Source organism: Bacteroides luhongzhouii (assembly GCF_009193295.2).
In the GTDB taxonomy this organism is placed as follows: domain Bacteria; phylum Bacteroidota; class Bacteroidia; order Bacteroidales; family Bacteroidaceae; genus Bacteroides; species Bacteroides luhongzhouii.
Window position 1 is genome coordinate 4,087,728 of sequence record NZ_CP059973.1, and the last position, 20,208, is coordinate 4,107,935.

11 protein-coding genes and 1 pseudogene are annotated in these 20,208 nt (G+C 38.0%); 7 read left to right on the forward strand and 5 right to left on the reverse strand.

What is annotated here, in order from left to right:
- Window positions 1-88: 88 nt before the first annotated feature.
- The 7 genes from GD631_RS15130 to GD631_RS15165 all read left to right on the forward strand — a co-directional run bounded on the left by GD631_RS15130 (window position 89) and on the right by GD631_RS15165 (window position 14,505).
- Window positions 89-3,370 (forward strand): glycoside hydrolase family 2 TIM barrel-domain containing protein, encoded by a 3,282-nt coding sequence (locus GD631_RS15130; protein ID WP_455423525.1) that lies wholly within the window; start codon window positions 89-91, stop codon window positions 3,368-3,370.
- 36 nt (window positions 3,371-3,406) lie between these two features.
- Window positions 3,407-6,256, forward strand: a complete 2,850-nt coding sequence (locus GD631_RS15135) for a glycoside hydrolase family 2 TIM barrel-domain containing protein (RefSeq protein WP_143260162.1) — start codon at window positions 3,407-3,409, stop codon at window positions 6,254-6,256.
- Between the two features lie 145 nt (window positions 6,257-6,401).
- A complete protein-coding gene (locus tag GD631_RS15140) occupies window positions 6,402-7,088 on the forward strand; it encodes a response regulator transcription factor (protein ID WP_120079976.1) in 687 nt (228 codons plus the stop codon).
- A complete protein-coding gene (locus tag GD631_RS15145) occupies window positions 7,085-8,452 on the forward strand; it encodes a sensor histidine kinase (protein WP_143260163.1) in 1,368 nt (455 codons plus the stop codon). The genes GD631_RS15140 and GD631_RS15145 overlap by 4 nt, the downstream gene beginning before the upstream one ends.
- A gap of 119 nt (window positions 8,453-8,571) precedes the next feature.
- Window positions 8,572-11,223 (forward strand): magnesium-translocating P-type ATPase, encoded by a 2,652-nt coding sequence (gene mgtA, locus GD631_RS15150; RefSeq protein ID WP_143260164.1) that lies wholly within the window; start codon window positions 8,572-8,574, stop codon window positions 11,221-11,223.
- A gap of 158 nt (window positions 11,224-11,381) precedes the next feature.
- Window positions 11,382-12,905, forward strand: coding sequence for a TlpA family protein disulfide reductase (locus GD631_RS15155; protein ID WP_143260165.1), 1,524 nt, complete (start codon window positions 11,382-11,384; stop codon window positions 12,903-12,905).
- 379 nt (window positions 12,906-13,284) lie between these two features.
- Window positions 13,285-14,505, forward strand: coding sequence for an IS256 family transposase (locus tag GD631_RS15165; protein WP_425321964.1), 1,221 nt, complete (start codon window positions 13,285-13,287; stop codon window positions 14,503-14,505).
- Between the two features lie 37 nt (window positions 14,506-14,542).
- Here the strand turns inward: GD631_RS15165 and GD631_RS15170 are convergent.
- From GD631_RS15170 to GD631_RS15190, 5 genes and pseudogenes are all read right to left on the reverse strand, one after another.
- Window positions 14,543-14,995 (reverse strand): annotated as a pseudogene (locus GD631_RS15170) (RloB family protein); the annotation flags it as partial.
- A 3-nt stretch (window positions 14,996-14,998) separates the two neighbouring features.
- The gene (locus tag GD631_RS15175; protein ID WP_143260279.1) at window positions 14,999-16,219 is read right to left on the reverse strand and encodes an AAA family ATPase; all 1,221 of its coding nucleotides are present in this window, start codon (window positions 16,217-16,219) and stop codon (window positions 14,999-15,001) included.
- A 194-nt stretch (window positions 16,220-16,413) separates the two neighbouring features.
- Complete coding sequence (locus tag GD631_RS15180; RefSeq protein ID WP_143260280.1) at window positions 16,414-16,842, reverse strand: hypothetical protein; 429 nt, start codon at window positions 16,840-16,842, stop codon at window positions 16,414-16,416.
- Window positions 16,843-17,058: 216 nt separating this feature from the next.
- Window positions 17,059-18,249, reverse strand: a complete 1,191-nt coding sequence (locus GD631_RS15185) for a hypothetical protein (RefSeq protein ID WP_143260281.1) — start codon at window positions 18,247-18,249, stop codon at window positions 17,059-17,061.
- Between the two features lie 111 nt (window positions 18,250-18,360).
- Window positions 18,361-19,641: a hypothetical protein gene (locus GD631_RS15190; RefSeq protein ID WP_223225934.1), complete on the reverse strand. Its 1,281-nt coding sequence runs from the start codon at window positions 19,639-19,641 to the stop codon at window positions 18,361-18,363.
- Window positions 19,642-20,208 lie beyond the last annotated feature (567 nt).

Genomic DNA, 20,208 nt, shown 5'->3' on the forward strand with positions numbered 1-20,208 from the left:
CCTTCTATTGTTCTTTAATATTTATGTAAAAGAAAGGGGTACAAAATGCCCCTTCGTCCGTCTACTTAATATGAAGAAAAAAGAACGAATGAGAATATATACTTTACTGCTTGGCGTATTGTTTGTAAGTCCTATACAGGCACAAACAATGCATGATTGGGAGAATCATCATGTCCTTCAGATCAACCGTGAACCGGCAAGAGCCGCTTTTACCCCTTTCTCTGTACAGAAAGGAGACTGCTCAATCTCTTTAGACGGAACCTGGAAATTTCGTTGGACTCCCGTTCCCAATGAAAGAGTATTGAATTTTTATCAGATCAATTTTGATGATAAAGATTGGACGGATTTTCCTGTTCCCGCCAACTGGGAAGTGAACGGATATGGCACGCCTATCTATGTTTCAGCAGGTTATCCGTTCAAAATAGATCCCCCACGAGTGATGGGAGAACCGAAAACTGACTATACCACGTATAAAGAACGAAACCCGGTAGGGCAATATCGTCGTACCTTTGTTTTGCCAGCCGGATGGGAAGCAAACGGACAGACTTTTCTACGCTTTGAAGGTGTGATGAGTGCGTTTTATGTTTGGGTCAACGGTGAGCGGGTAGGGTATAGCCAAGGCAGTATGGAACCGAGTGAATTTAATGTCACGAAGTATCTGAAATCCGGAGAAAATCAGATTTCACTGGAAGTCTACCGGTATAGTGACGGTTCTTATCTGGAAGATCAGGACTTCTGGCGTTTTGGTGGTATTCATCGTAGTATTCATCTGATACATACACCGGATATTCATGTCCGTGATTATGCAGTACGCACTCTTCCTGCATCTGCTAGTGATTATAAAGACTTTATTTTGCAGATTGATCCACAATTCAGTGTATATAGAGGGATGACCGGAAAAGGGTATATCTTACAGGGAATACTGAAGAATGCTTCAGGCAAAGAAGTTGCCACATTGAAAGGCGATGTGGAAGATATTCTTGATTTGGAACATAAAGCAAGCCGGATGAATGAATGGTATCCGCAGCGTGGTCCGCGTAAAATGGGACGTTTGTCAGCCATTATAAAATCGCCGGAAAGATGGACGGCAGAAACACCCTATCTTTATAAATTACACTTAACTCTCCAAAATGAAGAAGGAAAAGTCGTAGAACAGATAGAACAGGCCGTAGGCTTCCGCTCTGTAGAAATCAAAAAAGGACAACTGTTAGTGAATGGTAATCCGGTTCGTTTTCGTGGAGTGAACCGCCACGAGCATGATCCACGGACGGCACGTGTCATGAGTGAAGAACGAATGCTTCAGGATATTCTTTTAATGAAGCAGGCAAATATAAATGCGGTACGCACCAGCCATTACCCCAATGTCAGCCGTTGGTACGAGCTATGTGACAGCTTGGGATTGTACGTGATGGACGAAGCGGATATAGAAGAACACGGATTACGTGGAACACTCGCAAGTACCCCCGACTGGCATGCGGCATTTATGGACCGTGCGGTCCGTATGGCGGAACGTGATAAGAATTATCCATGTATTGTAATGTGGAGTATGGGAAACGAAAGCGGTTATGGACCGAACTTCGCTGCTATTTCGGCATGGCTGCATGATTTCGATCCCACTCGCCCTGTACACTATGAGGGGGCGCAGGGAGTGGACGCAAATCCTGACCCGAAGACGGTCGATGTTATCAGCCGCTTTTATACCCGGGTGAAACAGGAATACTTAAATCCCGGCATTGCAGAGGGAGAAGACAAGGAACGTGCTGAAAATGCACGCTGGGAACGGTTGCTGGAGATTGCGGAGCGTACCAATGACGACCGGCCGGTAATGACGAGTGAATATGCGCATTCCATGGGGAATGCATTAGGAAATTTCAAGGAATATTGGGATGAAATATATAGCAATCCCCGTATGCTGGGTGGCTTTATATGGGATTGGGTAGATCAGGGAATCTACAAGACATTACCCGATGGCCGTACCATGGTGGCTTACGGCGGTGACTTTGGCGATAAGCCGAATTTAAAAGCTTTCTGCTTTAATGGATTACTGATGAGTGACCGTGAAACTACGCCTAAATATTGGGAGGTAAAAAAAGTATATGCACCGGTTGAGCTGAAAATGGAAAAAGGAAAGCTGAAAGTGACGAACCGGAATCATCACATCGACTTGTCTTCCTATCGTTGTCTATGGACTGTATCCATAGATGGAAAACAGAAGGAACAGGGAGAAATTACATTGCCGGAAATAGCTCCAGGAGAAAGTAAAACAATCGATTTGCCTACTTTCCGTTCATTGAAAAGTAGCAGTTCTTTGAGTGACAAGACAAAGAAAGACCGGATAAAAACTCTTTCCGATTGCCAACTGAAAGTAAGCATTGTTTTGAAATCGGATGCTCTTTGGGCAAAGGCAGGACATGAAGTGACCTGGGAACAATTCTGCTTGCAGAAGGGAGATTTAGCCTCTGCTGATCTGATTAATAAAGGAGCGCTTCAGGTGAAAGAGGATGATAAATCTTTATCGATTAGTGGGCGCGGTTTTTCTGTTCAGTGGGAAAAGAAAGTGAACGGAAGTATGACTTCCCTTATATATAAGGACAAAGAAATATTGGCTCACTCCGATGATTTTCCGGTTCAGCCCGTCACTCAGGTTTTCCGTGCTCCGACAGATAATGACAAGAGCTTCGGAAACTGGTTGGCTAAAGACTGGAAATTGCATGGAATGGATCATCCGCAGATAAATTTGGAATCTTTCCACCATGAAGAACGTGCAGACGGGGCGGTCATTGTCCGGATTCAAACAAGTAATTTATATAAAGAAGGAAAAGTGGTGACGACTTCTGTCTATACGGTCTTTTCAGATGGAACGATTGATCTGAAAACTACTTTCTTGCCACAAGGAGTTCTTCCTGAAATTCCCCGTTTAGGAATCGCATTCTGCCTGGCGCCTGCTTATAATACATTTACCTGGTATGGCAGAGGACCGCAGGATAACTATCCTGACCGCAAAACATCTGCTATGATGGGGCTTTGGAAAGGAAGCGTTGCAGAACAATACGTACATTATCCACGTCCGCAGGACAGTGGAAACAAAGAGGAAGTGCATTATCTTACCCTGACCGACAAACAGAATAAAGGTATTCGTGTTGACGCAGTAGAAAACGCATTTTCTGCATCTGCCCTGCATTACACTGTACAGGACATCTATGAAGAAACTCACGATTGTAATTTAAAACCACGTGCGGAAGTCATTCTTAATATGGATGCTGCTGTACTTGGATTAGGAAACAGTAGTTGCGGACCGGGTGTATTGAAGAAATATGCCATAGAGAAAAAAGAACAGACTCTGCATCTCCGCATCAGTAGTAAACAATGATAGCAATAAATAACTAACACAATTATAAAAGTAACAATGAAAAAAGTAACCACTTTATTATCGACCTTAGCGTTGGCAACTACCCTAGCTGCTCAAAACCTTCCACAAACGGAAAGGCAATACCTCTCCGGTCACGGATGCGACGATATGGTTGAATGGGACTTCTTTTGTACCGACGGACGCAATTCCGGCAAATGGATGAAAATCGGTGTACCTTCCTGTTGGGAATTGCAAGGCTTCGGCACTTATCAGTATGGGATCACTTTCTATGGAAAGCCATTTCCTGAAGGCGTTGCCGATGAAAAAGGTATGTATAAGTACGAATTTGAAGTTCCGGAAAAGTTTCGCGGCAAACAGGTCAATCTTGTATTCGAAGCTTCAATGACAGATACGGAAGTAAAAGTGAACGGACGCAAAGTTGGTTCCAAACATCAGGGAGCCTTCTATCGTTTTTCATACAACGTCACGGATTTCCTGAAATATGGCAAGAAAAATTTACTGGAAGTCACTGTTGCCAAAGAAAGTGAAAATGCCAGTGTGAACCTTGCCGAACGTCGTGCTGATTATTGGAATTTTGGCGGTATCTTCCGTCCGGTATTCCTGGAGGTGAAACCAGCCGTAAACCTGCGGCACATTGCCATTGACGCAAAGATGGATGGAACTTTCCGTGCCAACTGCTACACAAATATCTCTAATGACGGAATGAGCATCCGTACACAGATTTTAGATAAAAAAGGGAAAAAGATAACGGAAACCACCGTACCCGTAAAAGCAGGAGGCGACTGGACTTCCCTGCAACTGAATGTATCTAACCCCGCATTATGGACAGCGGAAACTCCGAATCTTTATAAAGCGCAATTCTCTCTATTGGATAAGACCGGTAAGGTTTTGCATAGTGAAACAGAAAATTTTGGTTTCCGTACGATTGAAGTACGCGAAAGCGACGGACTTTATATAAACGGAGTACGTATCAATGTACGTGGTGTCAATCGCCATAGTTTCCGTCCTGAAAGTGGACGTACGTTGAGTAAAAAGAAGAATATCGAAGACGTTCTTTTGATGAAAAGCATGAATATGAATTCTGTCCGTTTGAGCCACTATCCGGCTGACCCGGAATTTTTGGAAGCCTGTGATTCTCTTGGACTTTATGTGATGGATGAATTGGGAGGCTGGCATGGCAAGTATGATACTCCCACCGGAGTACGTCTGATTGAAGGTATGATAGAACGTGACGTGAATCACCCGTCTATTATTTGGTGGAGTAATGGTAATGAAAAAGGATGGAATACCGAACTGGATGGAGAGTTTCATAAATACGATCCGCAGAAACGTCCGGTTATTCACCCACAAGGTAATTTCTCCGGTTTTGAAACAATGCATTACCGCTCTTATGGAGAAAGCCAGAACTACATGCGCTTACCGGAAATCTTTATGCCTACAGAATTCTTACATGGTTTGTACGATGGCGGCCATGGTGCCGGATTATATGATTATTGGGAAATGATGCGCAAGCATCCCCGTTGTATCGGTGGCTTCCTTTGGGTATTGGCAGACGAAGGTGTGAAGCGTGTAGATATGGACGGATTCATTGATAACCAAGGAAATTTTGGAGCAGACGGTATTGTAGGACCACATCATGAAAAGGAGGGTAGCTACTACACTATCAAGCAGTTATGGAGTCCGGTACAGATAATGAATACTTCTATCGACAAGCAATTTGATGGCAAATTCTCTGTAGAAAACCGTTATGATTATCTGAATCTGAATACTTGCCGTTTCCTTTGGAAGCAAGTAAAATTCCCGCTGGCAACAGATGCTTCCAATGCTGCTGCTCAAGTGTTGAAAGAGGGTGAAGTGCAAGGCAGTGACGTAGTTGCTCACTCGGCAGGCATTTTGGATATAAAAACAAATATTCTCCCCAATGCAGACGCCCTTTTCCTGACAGCAATCGATCTATACGGTCATGAACTTTGGCGCTGGACTTTCCCGGTCAACAAACTGAATCAGCAGACTGAACAGCTTTCTCCCTTGTCCAGTCGTCCTACTTATACAGAGACAGAAAATGATCTTACTGTGAAAGCGAATAAGCGTACATTCATTTTCTCAAAGAAAGACGGACAACTGAAAGGGGTATCTGTAGATAACCGTAAGATTAACTTCGCCAATGGTCCCCGTTTCATTGGAGCCCGTCGTGCAGACCGCTCATTGGATCAGTTCTATAACCATGATGATGAGAAAGCAAAAGAAAAAGACCGTACATACAGTGAATTCCCTGATGCTGCCGTATTTACGAAACTGGATGTGAAAGAAGACGGAGGTGATCTGGTTGTTACCGCCAATTATAAACTGGGCAATCTGGATAAAGCCCAATGGACAATTAACCCGAGTGGGGAATTGGCTTTGGATTATACCTACAATTTCTCCGGTGTCGTAGACTTGATGGGTATTCGTTTCGACTATCCTGAAGATCAGGTAATCAGCAAACGCTGGCTGGGTGCCGGACCTTATCGTGTATGGCAAAACCGTATTCACGGTACACAATACGATGTATGGGAGAACGACTATAACGATCCTATTCCAGGCGAGACTTTCACATATCCCGAATTCAAAGGATACTTTGGTGATGTTTCCTGGATGAATATCCAAACGAAAGAAGGTACTATCAGTCTGACAAACGAAACTCCCGACGCGTATATCGGAGTATATCAGCCTCGTGATGGCCGCGACCGTTTGCTTTATACCCTTCCCGAAAGCGGAATCTCTGTCCTGAACGTAATTCCTCCGGTACGTAATAAAGTAAACTCCACCGATTTGTGTGGTCCCTCTTCACAACCGAAATGGGTAAATGGTCCACAAACCGGACGAGTCATTTTCCGATTTATGTAAATGAATCATATAAAGGTATCCACATTGCGTTGGATACCTTTTTTATTTAGCCTTCTCACCGATTTTTCAAGGAAAAAGGCTATAAGTGGGGAATAATCATTATTTTTGTTTCGTTTTATACATTCAGATTAATGAATTCTTTCCTATGTACACAATACTAATTATAGAAGATGAACCCCGGGTTGCAAGTTTGCTGATGAACGGACTGGAGGAAAATGGCTATCAGACAATGGTGGCTTATGACGGATTGATGGGGTTACGGCTTTTTCAAACGCATACATTCGATCTGGTTATATCTGACATCGTTCTGCCTAAGATGGACGGATTTGAACTGGCGAAAGAAATTCGCAAAACCAATCCCAATATTCCTATATTGATGTTGACGGCATTAGGATCGACGAACGATAAACTGGACGGCTTCGACGCCGGTGCAGACGATTACATGGTGAAACCTTTTGATTTCAGAGAGTTAAATGCTAGAATCAAAGTGCTGTTGAAACGTGTGGCAGGTAATGCACAGGAATTACCACAGGAACTTGTTTATGCAGATTTACGTATTGATCTTCAACGGAAAGACGTAGAACGGAATGGTATATCCATTAAACTTTCTCCTAAAGAATACAACCTGTTGTTATATATGGTAGAAAATGCTGAAAGAGTATTGAGCAGGGTTGAAATAGCGGAGAAAGTATGGAATACCCATTTTGATACAGGAACGAATTTTATAGATGTATATATCAACTATCTCCGCAAAAAGATAGACCGGGATTTTGAACCGAAACTTATTCATACCAAAGCCGGAATGGGTTTCATACTGACTGATAAATTATGAAGATCAGGACAACGTTGACTCTACAATATGCAGGGCTTACAGCTGCGGTATTTTTCGTGTTTGTAATGGCTGTCTACTATGTAAGTGAACATTCGCGTAGCAATGCTTTCTTTCGTAATCTTCAAAGTGAAGCTATAACCAAAGCACATTTATTCCTTAAAAATCAAGTAGATGCTCAAACCATGCAGTCTATTTACCTGAACAATCAGAAGTTTATTAATGAAGTAGAGGTTGCTGTCTATACAACAGATTTTAAAATATTATATCACGATGCTCTGCAAAATGATATTATCAAGGAAACACCGGAGATGATAAAGCGTATTTTGCAGCGGAAAAACATCAATTTCTACGTGGATGAATATCAGGCAATAGGACTGATATATCCGTTTGAAGGCAAAGACTATGTTGTTACTGCCGCGGCCTACGACGGTTATGGATACGCCAACCGGGATGCCTTAAGAAATATGCTTGTTCTATTATTTATCGGAGGATTGAGTGTATTGGTGGTTGTAGGTTATATCCTGTCGCGAAGCACTTTAAAACCGATACGTAACATAGTGAAAGAAGCGGAGAAAATCACAGCATCACATATTGATAAAAGATTACCCGTAAAAAACAAACAAGATGAACTGGGAGAATTGAGTACAACATTCAATGCTTTGCTGGAACGTCTGGAAAAGTCTTTCAACTCGCAAAAGATGTTTGTCAGTAATGTATCTCATGAATTGCGTACCCCCATGGCAGCCCTTATAGCCGAACTGGATTTAGCTTTATTGAAAGAACGAACCTCTGAGCAATATCAGACAGCTATCGGCAATGCACTGCAAGATTCCCATCGGATTGTTAATCTGATTGACGGATTATTGAACCTGGCAAAAGCCGACTATCAGTCGGAACAAATAACAATGGAAGAAGTCCGTCTGGACGAACTGTTGCTGGATGCCAGAAAACTAGTCTTAAAAGCCCATCCGGATTATCACATCGAATTAGTATTCGAGCAGGAAGCCGAAGAGGATAATGTACTGACAGTTATCGGAAACAGCTATTTGCTGACTACTGCCTTTGTAAATTTGGTGGAGAATAACTGCAAGTATTCTTCGAACCGGACTTCATCAGTCCTGATAGCCTATTGGGAGCAATGGGCCGTCATTCGCTTGTCTGATAACGGGGTAGGCATGTCTGATACGGATAAGGAACACCTGTTCAAACTGTTTTATCGTGGAGAAAACAAAAATATAGCTTCCGGGAATGGTATAGGCATGACCTTGACACAGAAGATTATTCACCTTCACAAAGGTGATCTCACCGTATCTTCCCATAAGAATGAAGGCACTACCTTTGTGGTGAGACTCCCGCATATCTAAGAAATTCTAATCGTTTTCTAATACCACTCTAATCATTCTCTAACAGCTTCTTCGTGAAGTCCTCCTTACTTTTGCATCGAATTAACAAATGCAGTTAGTAACTTAAAAAATTAGAGATTATGGTATGGAAGAAAAAACTGCGTTCATCACAGTACACATTCAATTCAGAAAAAGTATTTTTGGTTGCCACACAACCTGGTAAGTTAATCTATTCATACTTGCAGACAACAAAGCTGGGATTAACGCTGGGAGAAGTGCAGGAACGACAGTCCGTTTATGGAAGAAACGAAGTGGTACATGAACAGAAAAAGAATCCGTTTATACTATTTATCAAAACCTTTATCAATCCTTTCATTGGTGTTCTGACCGGACTTGCCATTATATCCTTGTTTCTGGATGTACTGATGGCTGAACCCGGAGAACAAGAATGGACGGGAGTCATCATCATCTCATCCATGGTACTGTTCAGTGCTATCCTGCGTTTTTGGCAGGAATGGAGAGCAAGTGAAGCTACGGATTCTTTAATGAAAATGGTAAAAAACACTTGTCTTGCCAAACGTGCCGGTGAACAGGAAGAAGAAATCGATATAACGGAACTCGTTCCGGGAGATATAGTGTATTTGGCAGCCGGAGACATGGTTCCCGCTGATATTCGGATCATCGACTCAAAAGACTTGTTCATCAGCCAGGCTTCATTGACAGGTGAATCCGAACCGATAGAAAAGTTTCCGGAGATACAGGGGCAACAGTATCGAAAAGGAAGCGTTACCGAGTTGGACAATATTTGTTATATGGGTTCCAATGTGATTAGTGGAGCAGCAAAAGGGATTGTCTTTGAAACAGGGAACAAAACATATTTGGGTACAATCGCAAGGAGTCTGGTGGGGCATCGTGCTACTACAGCTTTTGATAAAGGCATAAGTAAGGTTAGCTTTTTATTGATTCGCTTCATGCTGGTTATGGTTCCATTTGTATTTTTCGTGAATGGCTTTACGAAAGGGGATTGGTTTGAGGCCTTCATATTCGCCATATCCGTTGCGGTTGGTCTTACCCCGGAAATGTTACCGATGATTGTGACTGCCAACCTTTCCAAAGGAGCGATAGCCATGTCCAAAAAGAAAACAATCGTAAAGAATCTCAATGCCATTCAGAATTTTGGAGCGATGGACATACTCTGCACTGACAAAACCGGTACATTGACCTGCGATAAAATTGTATTGGAGAAATATATCAATGCGGATGGCAGTGATGATAACAGTAAACGTATTCTTCGTCATGCGTACTTTAACAGTTATTTCCAAACCGGTTTAAGGAACCTGATGGATAAAGCGATTCTTTCTCATGTAAGAGATTTGAGTCTGGAACATTTAAAGAATGACTACACCAAAGTGGATGAAATACCTTTCGACTTTACACGCAGAAGAATGTCTGTTGTAATAGAAGACAGGCAGGGGAAACGGCAAATCATCACTAAAGGAGCAGTAGAAGAGGTTCTCGATGTCTGTTCCTATGCCGAGTTCAACGGGCAGATTCATCCTTTGACTGATGCTTTGAAAATCAAGGCAAAGATGATTAGTGAAGAAATGAATCAGCAGGGGATGAGAGTGTTGGCAGTCTCCCAAAAAAGTTTTATCGAGAAAGATTGTAATTTCGCCATCGAAGATGAAAAAGAAATGGTACTGATCGGGTATCTTGCTTTTCTTGATCCTCCGAAACCTTCTGCTGCCGAAGCCATTGAACAGTTATATGCGCATGGAGTAGCAGTGAAAATTCTATCGGGAGATAATGATATCGTAGTGAAAGCTATTGCCCGGCAGGTAGGTATTGATACCAGTCATTTTCTTACCGGGATAGAAATAGAGAATATGGACGAAACAGCATTGAAAGAAGCGGTAAAACATACCACTTTATTTTCAAAACTGACACCGCTGCAGAAGACACAAATCATCTCTCTGTTGCAGGAACAAGGAAATACGGTAGGTTTTTTGGGAGATGGAATCAATGATGCAGGTGCATTGCGTCAGTCGGACATTGGTATATCAGTCGACTCTGCTGTGGATATAGCAAAAGAAAGCGCAGATATTATCTTGTTGGAAAAAGATTTGATGGTATTGGAAGATGGGGTACTCGAAGGAAGAAAGACATTCGGCAATATCAATAAGTACATAAAGATGACTGCCAGTTCCAATTTTGGTAATATGTTCAGTGTGATGTTTGCCAGTGCATTCCTGCCGTTTCTGCCCATGATGCCGATACATCTATTGATCCAGAACTTATTGTATGACATATCGCAGACCACCATTCCTTTTGACCGTATGGACCCGGAGTTCCTGAAGAAACCCCGTAAATGGGATGCGTCCGATCTAAGTCGTTTTATGATTTATGTAGGTCCCATCAGTTCTATCTTTGATATTATAACATATCTGGTCATGTGGTACGTATTTAGCTGCAACAGCCCCGAACATCAGACACTGTTTCAAACCGGATGGTTTGTGGAAGGTTTGTTATCACAGACATTGATTGTCCACATGATACGTACCCGCAAGATACCGTTCATACAAAGCCGTGCCACATGGCCTGTGATGGGACTGACCTTCTTAATCATGGCAATAGGTATTCTTATTCCTTTCACCGCTTTCGGGCGTTCCATCGGATTGACAGCTCTTCCTTTGAGCTATTTCCCCTGGCTGATTGGAATTTTGCTCTCTTATTGCATTTTGACGCAGTTCGTGAAGAACTGGTATATCAAGAAGTTTGTGCGTTGGTTATAGCTTTGCTTGTTTATCTCACAAATTAAATGTATATATTGTGAAATATTTAAAATTGAGATAGATAATCTGTCAGGAGTTTTTGCCCCTAAAATTAATTTCATATATTTAGGAGCAAGAACTCTTATTTAGATTTTCGAACTTTCTAATATTCAGGCACGATGAAACACTGTTATTTCTTTCTGATAATAACCTCTTTGTTATTAGCCGGATGCGGGCAAAAAGACCGGGCAAAATCTCAATTCGAATCATCTGTACAGACAGAAGAAAGTTATTCGTTAGCAAAAGAATATATTAAAGAAGCTGTTATCACAGGAAAAGTGTTGAACCGGGATTTTTATCCTCAAGAAAAGGAATTAACTCTCATCATTCCATTTTTTGGGAAAATGGAAAATCAATATCGTACCCCCATACAAGAAGATGGCTCATTTTCATTCCGCTTTCCGGTTTATGCGAAATTAAGAGAAGTTTCCATTCGCAATTATGCGGAACATTTGTATATCCACCCGGGAGATAGCATACATGTGGAAATAGACTTCAAAGATCTTTTTCATCCCAAAGTGACAGGCGATGCAGAAAAACTGAATCAAGAAATACTGACATTCACAGAAAGCGCTTACTATTACATAAAGAATTATAGTATAAACCCGAATTTGAATATTAAGGATTTTGAGGCTGAATTAAAGAAGGAATATGACTTTCGTTTGGAACGGAGAAACGAGTATCTGACGAAGTATAAGCCAATGAAAGATGTTACGTTATTTACTGAAGAGTTACTGAAACAGGATTATTATTACGCTTTGTTATCCTATGGTAACCAATGCCAGTTTAAAACAAGAAAAGAAATGGATCGGTATCATAAACTTCTGCCTGCAATCAATAAACTTTATAATAAAGGGATTCTTTCGGCACGTTTATATGATATTGCCGATGAGGTAGAACGTTATATAGCTTATGGGATAACATACAAAGATAAAAAAAATCCATCTGTAGAAGAGATTATGTCGGCAGTAGGAGAGAATGAACTGAACCAGTATATATATACCAAAATGGCAGTTGGCTCTTTGAATGCAAATGATACACTTGCTTTAACAACGAGGCACACGCAGTTTGATTCGATTGTAAAAATGCCGCATTTGCGTGCACAAGTGATGCAGATATATAATCAGACTAAATCTTACTTGGAAAATCCGCAACCAGTTTCCAATAATTTATTATATGGTGAGTTTCACGAAAACTCAAAGCTAAAAACATCTATGCCTTACATGGAACCCATCTATAATATACTTGAGAAGAATCACGGAAAAGTAATCTATTTCGATTTTTGGGCTAGGTGGTGTCCACCATGCCTAGCAGAAATGGAACCTTTAAAACAATTGCGGAGTAAGTATTCCACCAAAGACCTGGTCATATATTCCATATGTGTAAGTGAACCCAAGGAAGAATGGGAAGAATGTCTGAATGAGTATTCATTGAAAAACCGGGGAATTGAATGTATTTATGCATCTGATTATTTTGGAAAAGATAACTTACAGAAAATTCGCAAACAATGGAAAATAGATAGAATGCCCTATTATTTGTTGATTAATAGAAAAGGGCAAATTGTAGATTTTGGAACTACGGCACGCCCCAGCAATCCACAATTTGTATCTCGAATTGAAGAGGCTGTAAAAGACAGCAAATAATGTTGTGCGAGAAATAAGGCAAACAAGAAAAGGTTAAGCAACCCACACAAAAAATATCAAATGTTTCCGATTTATATTATAGGAACTTATTCAACTCTTTTACCAACAAATGAACAGTAGTAGAAGATTCTTGTTGTGCCGGATTATTCCCATTAAATTGTCTCATGATAGTTTTAGCGTGATTAATGGCTTGCTCTTGTTTAGAAAACAAAGTATTAAACATTTTAGAACTTACACCCGATTTCTTTGTATAAGCAAATCCGAGCAAAGCGCTCAACATTTTTTCGGCACTATAAAATATTTTGTGTAAATGGAAATACGGGATTCAAGTTTGAGTCTCGTATTTTTTATTTTATACATTTGCAAAATGAAGAAGATTATGAAAGAAAAGAATCAAGTAGTGCCTGATGAGGTATTAAGCAAGGAGTTCCTTAGCCAGTTCAAAACAGAAGCCGATGTGAGCAAGTTTCTTAAACAGTTGCATGCCCAAGTACTGGAGAAAATGCTTGAGGGTGAAATGGATGTCCATTTGGGCTATGAGAAGAATTCTGTGGCAGGAAATAACACCGGCAATTCCCGAAATGGCAGTTATCCGAAGAAAATCCAAACCGAACATGGAGAGTCTGTCATCTCTATTCCGCGTGACCGTAACGGCCAGTTTGAACCGATAGCAGTTCCAAAACATGAGAGCCGTGGACTTTCAATAGAAAAGCTTGTTATCTCCCTATATGCCAAAGGAATGAGCGTTTCTGATATAGAAGAAGAGATGCGTGAGATTTATGAAATAGAACTCTCAACATCAGCCATTTCCATCATTACAAATAAGGTAAATCAGGCTGCTCAGGAATGGCAGAACCGTCCTTTGGATCCGGTTTATCTGATAGCCTGGATGGACGGTATCGTCTTCAAGGTACGTGATAACGGCAAGATCATAAACAAGACCGTTTATCTTTGTGTCGGGCTGAAACAGAACGGCCTGAAAGAAGTCCTCGGCATGTGGGTCGGCAAATCGGAAAGTTCTTCTTTCTGGATGGGCGTCCTGACTGATTTAAAAGCACGTGGAGTGCAGAATATACTGATTACCTGTACCGACAATTTGAATGGATTTACGGACACCATTCGAACCGTATTCCCTCAATCATCCACTCAGATCTGTGTGGTACATCAGATCAGAAACTCGTGTAAATATGTCGTGTATAAGGACAAAAAAGAGTTTACGGCAGATATGAAGAATATCTATAATGCACCCAACAAAGAGGTGGCTGCAGCAGAGCTTGATAATCTGGAAAAGAAGTGGGGAGGAAAGTATCCTTATGCCATACTTTCATGGAGAAACAACTGGGATGATCTGACGGTTTTCTTCCAGTTTCCATTGGAAATCAGAAAAATAATCTATACCACAAATCTTATTGAAAATCTCAACGGAAAAATCAGAAAGTACACGAAATCAAAGCTTTCATTCCCTTCGGATGATGCCGTGAAGAAAACTGTATATCTGTCACTGATGGAGATTGAGAAGAAATGGACGCAGCCAATTCATAACTGGGGATTGATTATGAACCAATTTATGCTTATTTTTGAAAACAGAATACAGATATAAGAGGAAACTTACAACTGAATCCCGGTTTCCATTTACACAAAATTGTGGACAGTGTCATTTTTTCATATCTGGAACGATGCAACGCCCCTTGGTATAGATTAAAATGCAGTAAAAACCAAAATTCAAAAGCTTGGTTACTATAAGCCACTTCAAAACCATTTTGTTGCGCCAATAAGATTGCAGAGTTAAAATCATTTTCAGGAAAATCATCTTTATCAAAGACCACCCAATTCTGATTATATGTTCGTCCCTTTAGCTTTTCCTGCTCTTTTATATGGATAGCCTTGTGTACTAATGCCAATGTTCCCATACCTTGACCAAGTGCCTTCACATTGGCAGAAGTCAAACGAAAAGCATTGAAATAATCAGGTTCGGTATTAACTCCTTCGCAAATAATCAGAAATGTTTGTTTCACCTCACGTACACTACTGATACGGGTTATCTTTCTTTCGATACGCGGATTTATATTTTTCCTTTTTGTAGCCGTCATGGTTTAATTTTCTTGGGTATTAAACAAGCGGGTTAAATCTCCAACAATTGGAATTGCTCCATACTTTCCTGATAAATAATCTTTTTCAAACGAAGCATCATTACGTACTTTATACTCTGCCAATGAATAAAGTTCGGTTGCACCATAGCGGTCTTTTTGTGTAAACCAAACCTGATCCCGCCGGAATATATTAGCACTCAACAAATTTGTATCGTGAGTAGTGAAAATTAATTGAGCATTTTGGGGATTTGTTTCTTTTGAATTAAACAAGGCAATAATTCTACATGTAAGAAGAGGATGCATTTTAGAGTCAAATTCATCTATTATAAGACGCTTTCCATTATCCAAAGCATCAATGATAGGGTATGCCAGAGAAAAATACTTTATTGTACCTTCCGATTCATTTTTCCTGAATGGGAAAGTAATAGTTTTGACTTCATGACCTTCCTCGTCATATTGCGTATGTGTACTCACAATAGCATTATCAATTTTTTCAATATTTTCAATACCTAAATCAGCATAACGGGAAAACTCTACAATTCTCTGTTTCATTTTGATATCATCCAGTTGGATAGTTGCTGTATTCCATATTTTTTCATCGTTAGAACCTGAAATAATAGTGGTATCATTCAACCATTTCATTATCTCTACTGCTGTCGGATCATTGAATTGTGCCGCAACAGAAAGCAATAATGCATTTGCCCTTACCATTCGTTTACCTGCAAGTTCTTTACCAACGACAAACTTAGTATGAATATCAAAATTATCTTTTTCCCGATAGAATAATTCAATTTCCTTAGCTCTCTTTTTATTGGCTTTTTGATAAAGCCATTCCGAATGTACCAATGAATTATCAGCTTCAAATCCATAACGATATTGGTTATCTTCATCACAGAATATTGCTTCAAAATAACTTGGTTCGTTCGCAGTAAGTGAGTTTAACCGGAAACTTTCTATATTAACACGTTCGCCTGCTTGAATATCCTTTGATGAATTTATCACATACCACTTAAAGAACTCCAATGCCTTTATAAAATTGGATTTGCCTGATGCATTAGCACCATAGACTACCGCGCTCTTCATTAATGATAATCCGGCAGTCCCTACATTAAAGATTATATCTTCGGCCGGAACCTGTATTTCTTTCAAAGCTGATGCTACTAATGACAATGTAGATTGTTCTTTGAAAGATAGAAAATTTCCTATTGTAAATTGAATAATCATATTTTAATTGTTTTATTCGAGATTTTATCACAAAAATACTATTTATTTTATGATATAAGGATATGCATTAGGCGAATTATATTATTTTATGTCTAATAACATACATTCCCGCTTTTATCTTTAAAAATATGCCATCCAATCACCGCGACAGTAGGAAGTACAATTCCTATGAAGTAGAAAAGTCTCTTCTTTTTCTAATTATAGACTTTCTTGAAACTACCTTTTGCAAATCCTTCACCGACTAAAGAATCAGGTGTGACTATTTCTAACAATAAATCAGATTGATCTGTTCTGATACGAATCAGATTTCCATCTCTTTCATAACTTGAAGCAAAGTCAAATCCAAAGATATTATCTTTGATTACAACCGTCGAACTTCCTTTGAAGGTAAAAGACTTATAAAGTCCGTCATTAGAAACATAAGTTCCTTCAAGAACCTGTTCTTTTGGTTCTATCAAAATAGCGTTTTCTTTAGAAGGTTTAAAATCTTTGCACGACACAAACCCTACCAATAAAATTAATAATAAAGATTTAGTTTTCATGATTGTTTTTATTTGAGTATAATTTCCGACAGAGAATTCTCCATTCTTCTTCTTGAAAAATTCTTTCTTTACGTTTTTCATCAGTTTCCCCTAGGAAAAAAATGACAAAAGAAGTGTAAAATGGAGTTATAAGAATTGATAGAAAGAACCAACCTATTACACTTCTACCTCTTGTTTCTGCCATTTGTGCAGGTATAATACAAAATAAGAGATAAAGCACAAACAATAACATAATAAATCCCATATACATAGTATTATTTTCTTTATAAATAAAAATTACTTGAGTTTAGACCTGATTTAAATAGCATCTAAAGCTATTAGTCCGCCTATTAATACAATGTTGCTACCGATAATACCAAGAATCTTCCATGTCTTTTTAGCTTTTTGAGGATCCTTTCCTTGAAGCATCTTTTTTACGTCCTTAGTTACAGTAACAGGCTTGATGGTATATTTTCCATCATAATTGGTGTATTCAATTGCTTGAAAACCATTTTTGATAATATTACTTTGACACCACTCCTGTATTTCATTTGGAACGGCTTCATAATACTTAAATTTTCCTTTTCTCTTTTCCACTCCATATATACCTTTTTCTAATAATTTAGTTTTAACACTTATTTTCTTGCTATAAAATACAGAATTTTGATATTTACTATAATTTATCCCATTTATTGTACAATAATGATGCTGGGAGGATTTCCAATAAAGACTACTCAATCCCTTATTAATATCATCACCAGCTATACTAACTACATTTGTATTTAAAGAATCTACATGAATCAACACATTTACAATAGTATCAATTTTTTCTTTTTTCGGTTTTTCTAATACATCCCAATATTCCGAATTTTTTAAAAGCTTATTTGTATAATAATCATGAACTTTTTCTTCCACAATAGCATCTCTATTTAATGTTGACAATATATTTTCAACTTCTTTCTGTCGTTTAAGTTCTGCTTGTTTTTGACGTTCTTCTTGAATTTCCTTTTCTTTTATTATCGCATATTCCTTACTAAACCTTTTTTCGAAATAATTTATTACATCTTGTTTGTATTCTGAATTGAAAATATAAAAATCATATCTAGCATTTATCATTGCTGGATTATTAGATTCAACAACTAATTCCATGGTTATTTTGCCTTCTACAAATTCATGTTCTTTATTTACATTAGGATTAATCTGATATACTTTACACTTATCACTATTACAAAAATTATACAATATAACATCTGCAAATTTCTTATCTTTAGTAATATGACACTCTAAAAAGCAAATACCTTTATTATTAAATATGACAATATCTATGTCCTTCAAATAGGAAATATACAGATATGCATCATAACCGAAGCTTTTTGTAAACTCTCCATTACCTATTCTTTCTAAAAATTTTGCCTTTACTTCTGCCTTGTTTTTTCCCAAAAATTCTTGTGAATAGATTGTTTCAATCGATGCAATAAAAACGAAAAGTATCAATAATAGTTTCTTCATAACATACATAAAATTATGCATAATAGGGTTCAAATATAATTATAAGCAATACAAAGATGTGAGTCCACTTTAAAAAGTCATGAACGTTTCTTCATTAATTAAAAAGGAGCGTTAATTGTACAATTTATTCAATAATCCTCTTTTTAAATATTGCTTCAAATCTTTCTTTTGATTTTTGTCTAAATCTAAAATTCTACAGATTATTAGTTCTTCGTCTATAAGAATATAATGAATAAAATAGAATCCATTTTGTGTAATATTCTTAGAACACCAATTATGTATTGCGTCTAATTTTGGTAGGTTCTCATGTACATAATAATTTAAATTATCATTTTTTACCTTTACTCCAATTATATCTGTTTCAAATATGAATTTATGGGAAAACCCACAATCTTCTATAAATATATCATTGCCAATCTTGCAACAATTAAAATTATTTAGATAATACTTATTTCTACACTTATCTTTAAGTGAAAGTTTAATAGGATTCATATTTCTCTCTTTATAATCACCGAATGGTTTATTTATATCGTAACCATAGCAGGAAAATTCATAACGGCATTTATCTTTAAATATGTTTACATTCTTATTGCTATCTATGTGTAATTCAAAATTATAATTTAAAAAAGCATTTTTCTTCTTCTCTTTATTCTCTCTAATTAATTGTTCTATTGACGTATTTATTATTATATCCTTTGTTTTTTGTTTGTGATATTTTATCATATCATTTTTTATATTAGAGATTCTTTTCTCAATATCTACTTCATCTAAGATTGATTTAATTTCTTCAATTTCTCTTTTTTCATATTCTGGTTTTTGCTTTTCTTTTAAAGTCTTTTCCTTTTTTTCTTGTTCAGTTTTATTCCTTATAGGAAATATTCTTATAATTTTGTTTGGTACTTGTGGTATATATCCCTCTTTGTCTGTTCTCATATTATTAAAAGCCACACTAAAAGATAAGTCATTATTATAAGTTTCTTCATAATTATAACCTTGATTATTAAGGTATATATCCAACTTATTCTTAGATTTAACTAAGCATTTTCCTTTATAGATCAAGGCTTCTTTCTTACTTACAACTTCAATAGCATCACCAATATAAACATACTGTTGATTATATTCATCATAACCTTTTAAAGATATAAATAAACTAAATCCAGCAGGATCTTCACTGAAAGGAGATAAATCATTGATACCTATAACAAAATAATTTTTATGTTCATGTTTGGCAATCCTTAGAATATTATCAACTTCTAAAACCATATTATTGGTATATTGGTTGATAACACCATATTTATCATACGTATAACTAAGATCTTTTTCCTGCGCATTAACACTATTCAAGACTATAGTCATGAATAAAATAAAAAATGCTAAAAACATTTTTCCCATAATAGTATTGTCTGATAAATGCCCGCAGATCCCGAACCAGACGGTTCAATAATAAAAAAGACAATAGACTATAATAAAAAAAGCGCGGGAATCTGTACCTGTTACTCGTCCCGCTCTTTAAGGCCTTCGCATTGCCCAGTCAGTTGAACGAGCAACGCAGAAGCCCACGCCGATATGTATAATAAATCACATATACTTTTCTCAAAGCATATCCAAAGTATAGACACATCCCGTAGACACCTACTGTTGCTTTGTTCTTTGACTGACCATTTAAAAGTTGCGAAGTTTTAAAGAGCCAAAGACAAAACGTCAAGTAAACGTCTTTCTTTAATATAATCCATTTCCCACACCACCCTTAACCTCACGAATTGAGGTATCGGCGTGAGAAACGCAACAAATATATGCAAAAAAATGTAATTAGAATTATTTCTAAACTATATTTTTTCTTTTTCCAAGAAAAACAGTAAAAAAAGGTAGGGAAGAAGTAAAAGGGAATGTAAAGCATATCTCCGGTTGGATTTGTCGAAAAGTATTATCTAATCATCAATATAAATGTTGAATTCACCG

Excerpts from the sequence above, each read along its gene's own strand:
- GD631_RS15130 (WP_455423525.1), top strand. The coding sequence starts at position 89 with ATGAGAATATATACTTTACTGCTTGGCGTATTGTTTGTAAGTCCTATA.
- GD631_RS15180 (WP_143260280.1), bottom strand. The coding sequence starts at position 16,842 with ATGAAAAACGTAAAGAAAGAATTTTTCAAGAAGAAGAATGGAGAATTC.
- GD631_RS15165 (WP_425321964.1), top strand. The coding sequence starts at position 13,285 with ATGAAAGAAAAGAATCAAGTAGTGCCTGATGAGGTATTAAGCAAGGAG.
- GD631_RS15145 (WP_143260163.1), top strand. The coding sequence starts at position 7,085 with ATGAAGATCAGGACAACGTTGACTCTACAATATGCAGGGCTTACAGCT.
- GD631_RS15140 (WP_120079976.1), top strand. The coding sequence starts at position 6,402 with ATGTACACAATACTAATTATAGAAGATGAACCCCGGGTTGCAAGTTTG.
- GD631_RS15155 (WP_143260165.1), top strand. The coding sequence starts at position 11,382 with ATGAAACACTGTTATTTCTTTCTGATAATAACCTCTTTGTTATTAGCC.
- GD631_RS15190 (WP_223225934.1), bottom strand. The coding sequence starts at position 19,641 with ATGGGAAAAATGTTTTTAGCATTTTTTATTTTATTCATGACTATAGTC.
- GD631_RS15135 (WP_143260162.1), top strand. The coding sequence starts at position 3,407 with ATGAAAAAAGTAACCACTTTATTATCGACCTTAGCGTTGGCAACTACC.
- GD631_RS15175 (WP_143260279.1), bottom strand. The coding sequence starts at position 16,219 with ATGATTATTCAATTTACAATAGGAAATTTTCTATCTTTCAAAGAACAA.
- GD631_RS15185 (WP_143260281.1), bottom strand. The coding sequence starts at position 18,249 with ATGAAGAAACTATTATTGATACTTTTCGTTTTTATTGCATCGATTGAA.
- mgtA (WP_143260164.1), top strand. The coding sequence starts at position 8,572 with ATGGTATGGAAGAAAAAACTGCGTTCATCACAGTACACATTCAATTCA.